Here is a 13,287-nt window from a genome sequence, read left to right as displayed (position 1 = left end):
GAGCCTTTCTGTCAGGGAAACGCCCCGACCCCCGCTGAGCCCCGATCCAAGGGCGAGGAGAACCAAGCATGTCCACCACCGAGCAGCGCGTCGCCATCGTGACGGGAGCGGCGCGGGGCATCGGCGCCGCCACCGCCGTACGTCTCGCGGCCGAGGGCCGTTCCGTCGCCGTACTCGACCTCGACGAGGCGGCCTGCAAGGACACGGTCGAGAAGATCACCGCCGCCGGGGGCACCGCGCTCGCCGTCGGCTGCGACGTGTCGGACGCCGGCCAGGTGGAAGCCGCCGTCGCGCGGGTCGCCGCCGAGCTGGGCGCGCCGACGATCCTCGTGAACAACGCGGGAGTGCTCCGCGACAACCTGCTGTTCAAGATGAGCGAGTCCGACTGGGACCTCGTGATGAACGTGCACCTCAAGGGCGCGTTCCTGATGGCGAAGGCCGTCCAGGCCCACATGGTCGAGGCCAGGTTCGGCCGGATCGTCTCGCTCTCCTCCTCCTCGGCCCTCGGCAACCGGGGCCAGGCCAACTACTCCGCGGTCAAGGCGGGGCTCCAGGGCCTCACCAAGACGCTCGCCAAGGAGCTCGGCAAGTTCGGCGTCACCGCCAACGCCGTCGCGCCCGGCTTCATCGTCACGGAGATGACCGCGCAGACGGCCGCCCGCGTCGGCATGGGCTTCGAGGAGTTCCAGGCGGCGGCCGCCACCCAGATCCCGGTCCAGCGCGTCGGCCGTCCCGAGGACGTCGCGAACGCCATCGCCTTCTTCGCGGGCGACGACGCGGGCTTCGTCTCCGGCCAGGTCATGTACGTGGCCGGCGGACCCCTCAACTGACCCGAAGGGCAGCGGACATCATGACGGTGCAGGACAGCGGAAAGGTCGCCCTCATCACGGGGGCGAGCCGGGGCATCGGCTACGGGATCGCCGAGGCGCTCGTCGCCCGCGGCGACCGGGTGGCCATCACCGGGCGGGGCGAGGACGCCCTGAAGGAGGCCGTCGAGCGGCTCGGCTCCGACCGGGCGATCGGCATCGCGGGCAAGGCGCACGACGAGGCGCACCAGGCCGTCGCGGTCGAGCGCGCGATGGAGGCCTTCGGCCGCGTCGACTACCTGGTGAACAACGCCGGGACGAATCCGGTCTTCGGCCCCATGGCGGAGCTCGACCTGAACGTCGCCCGCAAGGTCTACGAGACCAATGTGATCTCGGCGCTGGGCTTCGCGCAGCAGACCTGGAAGGCCTGGCAGAAGGAGAACGGCGGGGCGATCGTCAACATCGCCTCGGTCGCCGGGGTCTCCGCCTCGCCGTTCATCGGCGCGTACGGCATGAGCAAGGCGGCGATGGTCAACCTGACCCTCCAGCTGGCCCACGAGTTCGCCCCGGTCGTCCGGGTCAACGCCATCGCCCCGGCCGTGGTCAAGACCAGGTTCGCCGAGGCCCTCTACGAGGGACGCGAAGAGGCGGCGGCCGCCGCCTACCCGCTGGGCCGGCTCGGCGTGCCCGAGGACATCGGGGGCGCGGCGGCCTTCCTCACCTCCGCCCAGTCCGACTGGATCACCGGCCAGACCCTCGTGGTCGACGGGGGAATTTTCCTCAACGCCGGCGTGGGCTGAGAGCGGCCTGGGCCGGTTTGGCCCTGATTGGGTCAAGTGCCCCGCCGGGCCTGCGGATTGACCCGGTGGGGCGCTGCGGTATGGTCTGCCGACCCATGGCTGATCGAGGAGCGTGCACGTGTTCTACCGGGCCAGTCTGCAGGCTGCTGCAGCCCTAGCTTCCCTGTCTCTGCTGGCCGGCTGCGGTCTCCTTTCCGACAGTGGATCGGAAACGGACCAGAAGATAACCGTCGGGACGACCAGCTCCCCGTCCACACTGGATCCCGCGGCAGCCTGGGACGGGTCCTGGGAGCTGATGCGGAACGTCTACCAGACCCTGGTGAGCTTCCCCTCCGGCAGCACGATGCCGGAGCCGGACGCGGCGGACTCCTGCAAGTTCACCGACGCCACGAGCATGGCGTACCGGTGCACGCTCAAGAAGAACCTCAAGTTCTCCAACGGCGAGAAGCTCGACGCCGAGGCCGTGAAGTACTCCATCGACCGCATCGTGGACATCCACTTCAAGGGCGGCCCGGCCGGGATGCTCGACTCCCTGGACCGGATCGAGACCAAGGGCGACGACACGGTCGTCTTCCACCTGAACAAGTCCGACGCCACGTTCCCGTTCATCCTGGCCACGCCCGCGATGTCGCTGGTCGCTCCCGGCGACTACCCCAAGGACAAGATCCGCGACGACGGCAAGGTCACCGGTTCCGGCCCCTACCTCCTGGAGTCGTACAAGGACCGGGTCACCGCCGAGCTGAAGAAGAACCCGGACTACAAGGGCTTCGCCGACCGGAAGAACGACGCGGTCACCATCCGCTACTTCGAGAAGTCCGCCGACATGGTGACCGCGCTCAAGGCGGACGAGATCGACGCCACCTACCGGGGCCTGACCGCCGAGGAGGTCGTCAGCCTGGAGGACAACAAGGCCGACAACGCCGGCCTCCAGATCGTCGAGAGCACCGGCGCGGACATCCGCTTCCTGGTCTTCAACCCGAAGGACCCGGCCGCCGCGAACCCCGCCGTCCGCAAGGCCATCGCCCACGTCGTGGACCGTGACGCCCTCGTCGCCAAGGTCTACCGGGGAACCGCCGAGCCGCTCTACTCCATGGTCCCCAAGGGCATCGCCGGACACACCACGGGCTTCTTCGACACCTTCGGCGACCCGGACGTCAAGAAGGCGAAGAACATCCTCACCAAGGCCGGTATCACCGAGCCCGTGAAGATGAAGTTCTGGTACACCACCGACCGGTACGGCTCCTCCACGGAGCCCGAGTTCGAAGAGCTCAAGCGCCAGCTGGAGGCGTCCGGGCTGTTCGAGATCACGCTGCGGGGCGAGCCCTGGAAGACCTTCCAGGAAGGCTTCAACAAGGGCGACTACCCGGTCTTCGGCCGTGGCTGGTTCCCGGACTTCCCGGACCCGGACAACTTCATCGCCCCCTTCGTGGGCAAGGAGAGCGTCACCGGCACCCCGTACATCAACAAGGAGATCACCCAGCAGCTGATCCCCGCCTCGCGGCAGGAGAGCGACCGGGGCGCGGTCAGCAAGCAGTTCGAGCGGGCCCAGGAGATCCTCGTCGAGGACGTCCGCCTGCTGCCGCTGTGGCAGGGCAAGCTGTACACCGCCTCGGGCGAGGACATCGGCGGCACGGAGCGCGCGCTCGACCCGCAGACCGTGATGCAGCTGTGGGAGCTGTACCGCAAGGCCAGCTGGTAGACGCTGTACGGAGGGGCTCCCGGGACCCGTTGTCAGTGGTGACCGGTAGGTTCTGGGATCAAGAACCTGTTGCTCACCGGAGGTTGTGGACGTGACCGATATCGACCTGCTGCCCGAGTCCTGGCGTGCCGTCCTCGGCGAAGAACTCCAGAAGCCGTACGTCAAGGAACTGGCGGACTTCGTCGAGGAGGAGCGGGCCAAGGGCCCCGTGTATCCGCCGCGCGAGCAGGTCTTCGCCGCCCTGGACGCCACTCCGTACGAGAAGGTGAAGGTCCTCGTCCTCGGCCAGGACCCGTATCACGGCGAGGGCCAGGGACACGGGCTCTGCTTCTCCGTGCGCCCCGGTGTCAGGACGCCGCCGTCCCTGCGCAACATCTACAAGGAGATGCACCAGGAGCTCGGCCTGCCTGTCCCGGACAACGGCTATTTGATGCCCTGGGCCGAGCAGGGCGTCCTCCTGCTCAACGCCGTGCTCACCGTTCGGGGCGGCGAGGCCAACTCCCACAAGAACAAGGGCTGGGAGAAGATCACCGACGCGGTGATCCGCGCCGTCGCCGACCGGCCCGACCCGGCGGTCTTCGTGCTCTGGGGCAACTACGCGCAGAAGAAGCTGCCCCTGATCGACGAGGAGCGCCACATAGTGGTGAAGGGCGCGCACCCCTCGCCGCTCTCCGCCAAGAAGTTCTTCGGCTCCCGCCCCTTCACCCAGATCAACGAGGCCGTGGCCGCCCAGGGGCACCAGCCGATCGACTGGCGGATCCCCGACCTCGGCTGACGGGCCCCGGCTGACAGGACCCGGCCCACGGGCCTTGACGCCCGTGTCTGACCGGTTATGCGGAATCCCGGCGTTAGCGTCGGACCGACGGCAGCCGGTTGGACGGGCGACGGAGGAGACCGCAGTGGTGGAGCAGCAGGAGGCGTCCGATGACGCCGTCATGACCAGGATCGGCCAGGCGATCATGCTGCTCCACGGAGGTGACCGGGAGGAGGCCCGCAACCGTTTCGGCGCGCTCTGGTCGGAGCTCGGAGCGGACGGCGACGCCCTGCACCGCTGCACCCTCGCGCACTACATGGCCGACACCCAGGACGACCCCGGCGACGAGCTGGCCTGGGACCTGCGTGCCCTGACGGCCGCCGATGGCCTGCGAACCGCCGAGGCACCGGTCGACGGGCCGGACGGCGGGGAGGGGCCGTGCGGCGGCGACGGGGATGGGCGTGGCGGCGGCGACGGGAAGGGGCGTGGCGGGGCCCGGTCGGCGGAACACCGCGACACCCCGGCCGTCCGGGCGTTCTACCCCTCGCTGCACCTCAACCTCGCGGCGGACTACCTCAAACTCCAGCGCCCCGACTCGGCCCGTGTCCACCTCCAGCGGGCCCGCGCCGCGGCCGAGTCGCTCGCGGACGACGGGTACGGCGGCGGGGTCCGCGCCGCCATCGACCGCCTGGAGCTCCGCATGCGGGAGCAGTGACCCCGGGCGCCCACGCGGAGGCGGGAGCGTCAGCGGCCGTACGTCTCCGAGCAGCTGCGGGACTCCGGACTGCCCGCGGGCCAGCCGCCGTACCCCCGGCCGAGCGCGCAGACGTCCGCCCCGACGCCGGGGACGCGCGGCAGGGCGGGCACGGTGACGGACGGGACGCCCGGGACCCGGCGCGGCGTCCGGGGCTCCGGCGGCTCCGGGCGCTCCCGAGGACGGGAGACCCTGGCCGGTGCGGTGCGCCGGGTCTGCGGTGGGGAGCCGGCGGCCGGGGGCGCGGGGGAGGACGGCAGGGCCGCCGAGGGGCTCGGACCCGGCACCGCCTCCAACGCCTCACGGGCGGGCGGCTGCACGATCTGCGGGGCCACGTCCTGGGCCGGCCCGGTGGCGCCGGGAGGCGGCGGGGGAACGGCCCGGGGCTCCACCGCGACGCAGCCGGAGACGGCCGTGACCGTCAGCCCGACCAGGAGTTTCGCGGCGATTCTGGTTCTCTGCACGGGACAACTCTGCGGTTCTCCGGGGCATCGGGGGCCCGCTGCACCGGGAATGGCCCGCACGAGTGACCCGGTCAGCACGGCGCCCCTCCCGCGCCCGGCCCGCGCTCGCCGGAGAGCGCGACCGTCAGTCGCCGGTAGCACCGTCCACGCGCTTGCGCACCAGGTCGGCGTGGCCGTTGTGCCGGGCGTACTCCTCGATCATGTGCGTGTAGATCCAGCGCAGACTGAACGGCTTGCCCGCCGAGCCGACACCCTTGGAGAAGTCGTCCAGACCATACGCGGCGGCGTTCTTCCGGGCCGCCGCGACCTCCGCCCGCCAGGTGGCGTCCGCCTCGGCCCAGGTGTCCGACTCCGTCACATGGAACTCGCCGTCCGGGTCCTCCTCGGTGCAGTAGAGGTCCGGCAGCTCCTCGCCCGCCAGCACCTCACGGAACCAGCCGCGCTCCACCTCGGCCATGTGCCGAAGGAGCCCGAGCAACGTGAAGGCGGACGGCGGCACCGAGGCCTCGCGCACCTGGGCGTCCGTCAGCCCCGCGCACTTCATGGCCATGGTGGCGCGGTGGTAGTCGAGCCACCCCTCCAGCATGGGGCGTTCGGCGGCGTCGAGAGCGGGTTCGGAGCGTTCCGGAGAAGTCATGCGGGCCATAGTGACTCATGATCATGGCCCTGGCCAGGGAATTCGCGAGCGGTCCGGCAGAAGGGCCGAGGACGGTCGCAACGTATGCTGCCGGGGCGTGAACAGCCGCGCACAGCGGCGCGGCACGGCGACAGGGAGACCTCGTGAAGATCGGTTGCATCGGGCTCGGCGACATCGCGCAGAAGGCGTACCTGCCGGTGCTCAGCGCCGTACCGGGGGTCGAACTGCATCTGCAGACCCGCACCCCCGCCACGCTCCACGCGGTCGGCGACACCCACCGCGTTCCGGCCGACGGCCGTCACACGACCCTCGACTCGCTTCTCGCCGCCGGGCTGGACGCGGCGTTCGTGCACGCCCCGACCGCGGTGCACCCGCAGATCGTGGAACGGCTCATCGAAGCCGGTGTCGCCACCTATGTCGACAAGCCGATCGCCTATGGGTACGCCGACTCCGAGCGGCTGGTGAACCTCGCCGAGGAACGCGGCGTCAGCCTCGCCGTCGGCTTCAACCGCCGCCTCGCCCCGGGCTACGCGCAGTGCGCGGAGCACCCGCGCGAACTGATCCTCATGCAGAAGAACCGGGTCGGACTGCCCGAGGACCCCCGGACGATGATCCTCGACGACTTCATCCACGTCGTCGACACCCTGCGCTTCCTGGTCCCGGGCACCGTCGACCACACCACCGTGCGGGCCCGGATCGTGGACGGGCTGATGCACCACGTGGTGCTCCAGCTGTCCGGCGACGGATTCACCGCGATCGGCATGATGAACCGGCTGAACGGGTCGACCGAGGAGATCCTCGAAGTCTCCGGCCAGGACTCCAAGCGACAGGTCCTCAACCTCGCGGACATCGTCGACCACAAGGGGCAGCCCAGCGTGCGGCGGCGCGGCGACTGGGTCCCCGTGGCCCGGCAGCGCGGCATCGAAGCCTGTGTGCACACCTTCCTCGACGCCGTGCGCCGGGGCGAAACGCTCAGCGCCCGGGACGCCCTGGCGACCCATGAGCTGTGCGAGCGGGTGGTCCGGGAGGCCCTGGAGCAGGCCTCCTGAGCGCCCGCAGCCCCTCGACGGCGCACAGCGCGGCCAGCGCCGCCAGCGCCCCGTACACCGGCCAGGCGCCGAGCCGGACGTAGAGCGTGCTCCCGCGCGCCAGCGGCAGGTCGAACACCTCCGTCGCGCTCGCGTCCGTGCCGAGCGGGCGGCCCACCCGCTCCCCCCGGGGCCCGTACGCCGCACTGATCCCGGTGAGCGTCGAGTGGACCATCGGGCGGCCGTTCTCGGCTGCCCGCAGCGCCCCCAGCGAGGCGTGCTGGGCCGGGGCCCAACTGTCCTGGAACGTCGAGGTGGCGGACTGGGCGACGATCACCTGCGCCCCGTCGCGCACCAGCCCGCGGCTCATATCGGGGAACGCCGTCTCGAAGCAGACCAGGGGGCCGATCCGCAGCCCCCGCGCCCCGTCCGGGAGGGTCATCACCACCTGGCGGTCGCCGCGCAGCCGGTCCTCGCCCGCCGCCTTGCCCACGGAGGTCGCCCACCCCAGCAGGGAGCGGGCCGGAACGTACTCGCCGAAAGGGACCAGACGCATCTTGTCGTAGCGGTCCCCGGTCGGCCCGTCCGGGCCCACGAGCACCGCCGACTTGAAGATCCCCGACCGCCCCGAGCCGTCCGTCTGCCGGGCGTCCACATTGACCAGCAGATCGGCGCCGACCAGGCGGGACAGCCCGGCCAGCCGCCGCGCGGTCTCCGGGCGCTCCCAGGCACCCGCCCCGATGCTGCTCTCGCCCCACACGACCAGGTCCACGTTCCGGCCCCGCAGCGAACGGGTCAGCTCCTCGCCCCGGTCGAAGCGGCGGGCGACGCTTCCCGGTCCCTTCACCACGCCGGGCTGCACGACGGCGATCCTGACCGTGCCCGTGTTCGTGGGCCGCGGCGCCCAGGCCCACATCGCCGCGACGGACAGGGCGCACACCACCAGCAGGACGCCGGCGGCCGTACGGGCCGCTCGCTCGGCGACCAGCAGGGCCGCGCCGGTGTTCACCGCGAGCACCAGCAGACTCACCAGCCACACCCCGCCCACCGAGGCGACCCGCAGGGCGGGGGCGACCTCCCACTGGCTCGCACCGAGAAGCCCCCAGGGCCCGCCGAGCCCCTCCCAGGACCGGACCAGCTCGATCATCAGCCACCCGGAGGGCACGACGACCACGGCGGCGACGGCACGCGACACGGAAGGGGCCCCGCCGAGCAGCCGGGACACCAGCAGCCCCCAGGGCGCCCAGAGCAGCCCCAGCAGGGCGGCCAGCAGCACGATGAAGACGTGGAGGCTCGGGATCAGCCAGTGGTGCACCGCGATGACGAAGCCGATGCCGCCGATCCAGCCGTCCAGCGCGGCTCTGCGGGGTGAGGGCGCGGTGCGGATCAGCAGCAGCCAGGGGACCAGCGCGACGTAGGCGAACCACCAGAGTCCGGGCGCGGGAAAGGCGAGCGCCGGCAGCGCTCCGGCGAGCAGCGCCGCCGTGCCCCGGACCCAGGGGGACGAGAGCGCCCCCGCGTCGGCGGAGTCCCGGCCGCCGGCCGCCGGACCGTCACCGGAGGCGCCGTGACCGGAGGCGCCGCCTGCGCCGGTACCGCCTTCGGCAGCCCCGCCCGCACCGGACGTTCCCTCGCCGGGAGCGCCGGCCGCGTGCCGGCCGGCCGGGAGACGCCCGCCCCGGATTCGCATGCCGTGCCCTCCTCGGTCGTGCGCGGGCGGGCGGTCGCCCTCACCGCGTCAACCCCTGGATACCCAGTGTGGGGGAGGTGATCCGCGCCGGACACAGGGCGCGGGCCGAGCGGGGCACGACGGACGGGCCCGGCGCCCTTCGCACGGCGGCGACGGCAGTGCGACGGCGAGGCCTACGCGCCGGGCGCCCGGCGCCACTTCTCCTGGACGGTGACCGTACGGATCAGCCAGCCCGGTTCGGCGCGGTGCAGCTCGAAGGTGTAGCGGCCGCCGGTCACGAAGTCCGGCGTGGCGACCCCGGACCGCCCGGATTCCGTCCGGCCCGGCGCGTCCGTCTCCGGCCCGTCCGCCGTCTTCGGGGCCAGGCACATCGGATTGAGGTAGTCGGCCCGTACCTCGGCCCGGTCGCCCGTGTAGCCGCCCAGGTCCTCCAGGTCGATCCGGCGGTTGACGATCAGGTGCTGACGTACGGGGAAGAGGCGCATCGTCTCCTCCAGCCACCGGGCGATCTCGTCGGCCGGGCCCTCCAGGCCCCCGGCGTCCCGGTAGTCGGCGCGGCCGTCCGGGGCGAACAGGGCGCCGTAGTCCGACCAGGCCCCGTCGTCGACGGCCACCGCGTACCCGGTGATCACCGCATCGATGGCAAGCCGGTCCAGCACGGTCGCGAGTGCCACACGCTGTGTCATCGGGCAAGTCTCGGTCAAGCCGCCCGCCAGGCCAAGGGGCCCGCGCCGACGGGCCGGGGCCGGCGACCCGTCGGGGCGCGGGAGAACGGCTCCGCCGAGCAGGGGAACCGGCTCAGCAGGGCACGACGGCGACCGGTCCCAGCGCGTGCGTGACCGCCGTCTGCGCCACCGGGGACAGCCCCAGCCCGAGCGACTCGCCGCCCTTGCGACGGCCGACCACCGTCAGGGCCGCCGTCGCCGACGCGGTCACCAGGGTGCGCGAGGCCGAACCGTTGACCGGCTCCCGGACGATCTCCACCTGCGGGTACTTCTCGTGCCACCCGGAAGTCAGCTCGGCCAGGGTCCGCGCGGCCGAGCCGGCCGCCTCCTGCCGGTCCAGGACGGGCCCGCCCGCGAGCATCGAGGAGAACATCGTCCAGCCGTGCACGATCCGCAGCCGGGCGCCCGGCCGGGAGGCCGCGGTGGCGAAGGCGAACTCCAGGACCGCCTCGCTGCTCTCGTCGGCCGCCACCCCCGCCACGATGTCGGTGAACGCCCCCGCGTCCCCGGGACGGTTCTCGTCCCCCTCCGGGCCGTCCTCCTGCACGACCACGACGGGACAGCTCGCCATCGACGCGGTGGCGAGGCTGTTGGAACCGACCATCAGCGAGCGGAAGCCGCCGAGCCCGCGCGAGCCGACCACGATCATCGACGCGTCCCGGCCGAGCGAGACCAGGGCCGCCGACGGGAAGTCCAGCGGGGCCAGCGTCGAGGGCCGCAGCTCCGGAGCGATGAGGGCGCTCCGGCGCACGGACTCGGCCAGGAGGGCCTCCGCCTCGCGCCGTCCGGTCTCCTCGTCGACCTGCCGGGTGAGCGGGCGTACGTGGACGATCAGCAGGGGCAGCCCCCGCCGCACGGCTTCGTGGGTGGCCCAGTCGAGCGCCTGCCGACTGTGCGTGGAGCCGTCGACTGCGGCGATCACGGGAAGATCGTTGGTGGTCATGCCTCCGAGCGTACGTCGCCGGGCGGACGGCTCTCACCCGTAGTGGAGGACGGCGCGCACGCACGGAGGCGGACGGCGCGCACGCACGGAGGCGGACCGCTTCTCAGTCGTGGTTGTGGGTGGAGGTGGCGTCCTTGGGGGGTGTGCTGCGCCCGCCGTCGCTGCCGCTGGCCACGACGGCGACGAGAGCCGCCAGGACGGCCACCACGGCGAGCCGGCCACCCACGCGCAGGGCCCACCCGGTGCGGGCCCCGGTGGTCGCTCCCGGCCGGCCGGGCAGCTTCTCGGAGCGCCGGGCGGGCCGCGTCAGGCGCAGGAGCAGCAGCGCGGCGATCGGGAGCTGGAGCAGCCAGACACTCGTGCGGAACCAGCCGTCGTACCAGACGTTGGTCCCGTACAGCAGGGTGTGCCAGACGCTGAGGACGTAGACGACGATCACGCAGCGGTGCAGTACCCGCCAGGTCTTCTGGCCGATGCGGTGGCGTACGTAGAAGATCAGGCCGAGAGGGATCGCGAGGTACAGGGCCGCCTGGCCGATGGGGATGGCGATCTTGCCGGTCCCCGAGTCGTAGCCGCCGGGGACGAGGGCCTCCACGAAGGCGGTGGCGACCGCGGAGTTCCAGGACGCGGTGTCGTGCCGGACCAGTTCGGCCCCGAACAGCAGGGCGTGGGCCGCGATCAGGGCGATGGTGTTGAGGCTCGTGGTGCGGTGCAGGCGTTCCAGCCGGGGGCCCGACAGCGGCAGGCGGCCTGGTCGCGGCCCCGACAGCATCAGCCCGAGGATGACGGTTCCCCAGGCCCAGAGCAGGGCGGACCAGCCGAACGCCTGGCTGAGGAAGTACATCCAGAAGCCGCCCGCGTCGGCCATGAACGGCATCACGGTGACGGTGGACGAGGTCTTGTTGCGGATGCGTATATAGAGCAGGACGAAGATCGCCGCGGTGATGAGGAGCGCCACCAGGCCGTCGGGCCACGAGGCCCGCAGGTCGGAGCGGAGCGTCGGACGTCTCGGCTCTCCCGGCCGCCGGGGGGTGGGGACCCGGCCGTCGTCCGGTGCGGTGCTTCCGGTGGCCGCGGCCGCGGTTCCCGTTCGGTCCTCGGTGGCCGGTGCGGTGCTTCCGGGCGTCTCGGCGGCCGCTGCCGGTTCAGGGGCGGGGGGCGGGTTCGTCATGCGGCCTCTTCGGGGCGGGGGGATCTGGCGGCGGGGGCGGATGCGGCGGCCCCGGGCCACGAGGCGTACGCAGACGCGTTGTTGGAGCAGTCGGGCGCTCGGAGGGAAAAGTTCCCGCCCTTCGTGTGTGATATGGATCACGTCTTGCCGCTGGTGGGGCAAACGCGGTGAACTCCCGTTGTTTCGGCATCTGGTGCTCTTCTCTCCGGGGTGGGCGCGACTGGCACGATGGCTGCTATGGGAGCCGGAACCGCACTCCGACTCGGACGCACCGCGCTGTTCGCGGTGGTGTGCGTCGCCGTGTCCGGACTCGGCCACGCGCTGATGTCCGGCGCGCCCCTGCCCCTGCTCGTCCAGGCCGCCGCGCTGCTGCCGGTGTGCGGGGCGGGGTGGTGGCTCGCCGCACGCCGGCGGAGCGCTCCGGTGACCATGACGGCCCATGTCCTGGGCCAGTTGGGGCTGCACGCCCTCTTCGCCTGCGCCGGATCCTGGCTGCCGTCCGGCGTCGGCGCGCACCACTCGGGCGGCGGGCGCCGTGTGCCGGACGCGATGAACCACTCCGCTCACGAGGTCCCGATCGGCGGCCCGTCCGACCTGATGGGGCTTCTGGCCGCCTTCGACGGGGCGGTGTTCACCCTCGGCATGGCCGCCGCCCACGCGGTGGCCGGGCTGATCTGCGGCTGGTGGCTGTGGCGCGGCGAGGTCGCCCTCGCCCGGCTGGGCCGCAGTCTGGTGCTGTTCGTCCGGGCACCGCTGCGGACGGCCTGGCGCCTGTGGTCCGCGACGCCCCCCGCGCCCGCGCCGCCCGTCCGACGACGCGTCCGCCGCCGGCCCTGCCGCCCCCGGGGCATCCTCGCCCTGCACGCCATCTCCCGGCGCGGGCCGCCGCACTCCCTCCCCCTCCTCTGACCTCCATCCGCCCTCCGGCCGCTGAGCGCCGGAGGCGGTACGGGTGTGCGCCGCGCACACCCGTGACAGGCATGCCGGTTCACCGGGCCGCCCCCGACGGGGCCCGGGACCGGTCGCCGGAGCCGGGCGACCGCTGCCGCGGCTCCGCAAGGACGCGAAGGACTGCTGTGACTCTTCCTGCTCCCGCGCTACCGGCCGTCGCCAGGCCCGCTGCCGTCGCGCCGCCGCCCGCCGCGCCGCCGCCCGCCTCCCGGCCGCCGGTCATCCGGGTGTCCACCACCCGCCCGCCCCGCCCCCGGGTCCCGGCCGCCCGGCAGAACGACGGGCAGATCACCGACTGGGCGCTCGCCGCGGGCGGCGGGGACCGGGAGGCCGCCGACCGCTTCGTCCGGGCGACCTACGAGGACGTCCGCAGATTCGTCGCCTATCTCAGCTCCGACGTCCCCGGGGCCGACGACCTGGCTCAGGAGACCTACCTCCGGGCGATGAGCGGACTGGCCCGGTTCGGAGGGCGTTCCTGCGCCCGGACCTGGCTGATGTCGATCGCGCGACGCGTCGTCATCGACCGGCACCGCGCCGCCGCCGTACGCCCCCGGACCGCCGACACCGCGGACTGGCAGACCGCCGCGGAACGCGCCCAGCCCCGTCATCCCGCCGGATTCGAGGAGTCGGTCGCGGTGCTGGACGCCCTGCGCCGGCTGGACCCGGCACGCCGTCAGGCCTTCGTCCTCACCCAACTGCTGGGCGCGTCCTACGAGGAGGCGGCGGCCGCCGCCGGCTGCCCGATCGGCACGGTGCGCTCCCGCGTGGCCCGCGCCCGCCGCGAACTCGCCGGGCAGTGGCGCGGGGCGCCGGCCCAGGAGCACCGGCGCCCGCGTCCCTCACTGGCCTGACCCACCCGCTCCGG

General features: G+C 72.8%; 14 protein-coding genes. 8 read left to right on the top strand and 6 right to left on the bottom strand.

The features are described 5' to 3' along the window. Window positions 1-68 precede the first annotated feature (68 nt). The 5 genes from fabG (at window position 69) to ACH4KB_RS28805 (ending at window position 4,774) form a co-directional block, all read left to right on the top strand. Window positions 69-830, top strand: coding sequence for a 3-oxoacyl-ACP reductase FabG (gene fabG, locus ACH4KB_RS28825; protein ID WP_073804853.1), 762 nt, complete (start codon window positions 69-71; stop codon window positions 828-830). Between the two features lie 20 nt (window positions 831-850). Next, the gene (locus tag ACH4KB_RS28820) at window positions 851-1,606 is read left to right on the top strand and encodes an SDR family oxidoreductase (RefSeq protein WP_398068769.1); all 756 of its coding nucleotides are present in this window, start codon (window positions 851-853) and stop codon (window positions 1,604-1,606) included. A gap of 118 nt (window positions 1,607-1,724) precedes the next feature. Then, window positions 1,725-3,305, top strand: coding sequence for an ABC transporter substrate-binding protein (locus ACH4KB_RS28815; protein WP_398068768.1), 1,581 nt, complete (start codon window positions 1,725-1,727; stop codon window positions 3,303-3,305). Window positions 3,306-3,390: 85 nt separating this feature from the next. After that, window positions 3,391-4,080, top strand: coding sequence for a uracil-DNA glycosylase (locus tag ACH4KB_RS28810; RefSeq protein ID WP_398068767.1), 690 nt, complete (start codon window positions 3,391-3,393; stop codon window positions 4,078-4,080). A gap of 124 nt (window positions 4,081-4,204) precedes the next feature. Beyond that, entirely contained in the window at window positions 4,205-4,774 is a 570-nt protein-coding gene (locus tag ACH4KB_RS28805) for a hypothetical protein (RefSeq protein ID WP_398068766.1), read from the top strand. 29 nt (window positions 4,775-4,803) lie between these two features. On the opposite strand, the gene ACH4KB_RS28800 is transcribed toward ACH4KB_RS28805, so the two are convergent. Together ACH4KB_RS28800 and ACH4KB_RS28795 are read right to left on the bottom strand one after the other, a co-directional pair. Beyond that, a complete protein-coding gene (locus tag ACH4KB_RS28800) occupies window positions 4,804-5,277 on the bottom strand; it encodes a hypothetical protein (protein WP_398068765.1) in 474 nt (157 codons plus the stop codon). A 124-nt stretch (window positions 5,278-5,401) separates the two neighbouring features. Next, window positions 5,402-5,923, bottom strand: coding sequence for a DinB family protein (locus ACH4KB_RS28795; RefSeq protein ID WP_398068764.1), 522 nt, complete (start codon window positions 5,921-5,923; stop codon window positions 5,402-5,404). A gap of 134 nt (window positions 5,924-6,057) precedes the next feature. On the opposite strand from ACH4KB_RS28795, the gene ACH4KB_RS28790 reads away from it, so the two are divergent. Continuing rightward, window positions 6,058-6,963: a Gfo/Idh/MocA family protein gene (locus ACH4KB_RS28790; RefSeq protein WP_398068763.1), complete on the top strand. Its 906-nt coding sequence runs from the start codon at window positions 6,058-6,060 to the stop codon at window positions 6,961-6,963. On the opposite strand, the gene lnt is transcribed toward ACH4KB_RS28790, so the two are convergent. The 4 genes from lnt to ACH4KB_RS28770 form a co-directional block, all read right to left on the bottom strand. Further along, complete coding sequence (lnt, locus tag ACH4KB_RS28785; RefSeq protein WP_398068762.1) at window positions 6,887-8,632, bottom strand: apolipoprotein N-acyltransferase; 1,746 nt, start codon at window positions 8,630-8,632, stop codon at window positions 6,887-6,889. The genes ACH4KB_RS28790 and lnt overlap by 77 nt on opposite strands. A 173-nt stretch (window positions 8,633-8,805) precedes the next feature. Beyond that, the gene (locus ACH4KB_RS28780) at window positions 8,806-9,318 is read right to left on the bottom strand and encodes a nuclear transport factor 2 family protein (RefSeq protein WP_398068761.1); all 513 of its coding nucleotides are present in this window, start codon (window positions 9,316-9,318) and stop codon (window positions 8,806-8,808) included. A gap of 112 nt (window positions 9,319-9,430) precedes the next feature. Next, complete coding sequence (locus tag ACH4KB_RS28775; RefSeq protein WP_398068760.1) at window positions 9,431-10,300, bottom strand: universal stress protein; 870 nt, start codon at window positions 10,298-10,300, stop codon at window positions 9,431-9,433. 103 nt (window positions 10,301-10,403) lie between these two features. Further along, window positions 10,404-11,471, bottom strand: a complete 1,068-nt coding sequence (locus ACH4KB_RS28770; protein WP_398068759.1) for a ferric reductase-like transmembrane domain-containing protein — start codon at window positions 11,469-11,471, stop codon at window positions 10,404-10,406. 237 nt (window positions 11,472-11,708) lie between these two features. Between ACH4KB_RS28770 and ACH4KB_RS28765 the strand changes: the two genes are divergently transcribed. Next, window positions 11,709-12,380, top strand: coding sequence for a hypothetical protein (locus ACH4KB_RS28765; protein WP_398068758.1), 672 nt, complete (start codon window positions 11,709-11,711; stop codon window positions 12,378-12,380). Window positions 12,381-12,649: 269 nt separating this feature from the next. Beyond that, window positions 12,650-13,273, top strand: a complete 624-nt coding sequence (locus ACH4KB_RS28760) for a sigma-70 family RNA polymerase sigma factor (RefSeq protein ID WP_398068817.1) — start codon at window positions 12,650-12,652, stop codon at window positions 13,271-13,273. The last annotated feature ends 14 nt before the right edge of the window (window positions 13,274-13,287 follow it).

It is taken from the genome of Streptomyces sp. NPDC017520 (assembly GCF_044329855.1).
Taxonomy (GTDB): Bacteria; Actinomycetota; Actinomycetes; order Streptomycetales; family Streptomycetaceae; genus Streptomyces.
The sequence above is the reverse complement of the archived record's forward strand: the minus strand, read 5'-3'. Positions and strand labels throughout refer to the sequence as shown.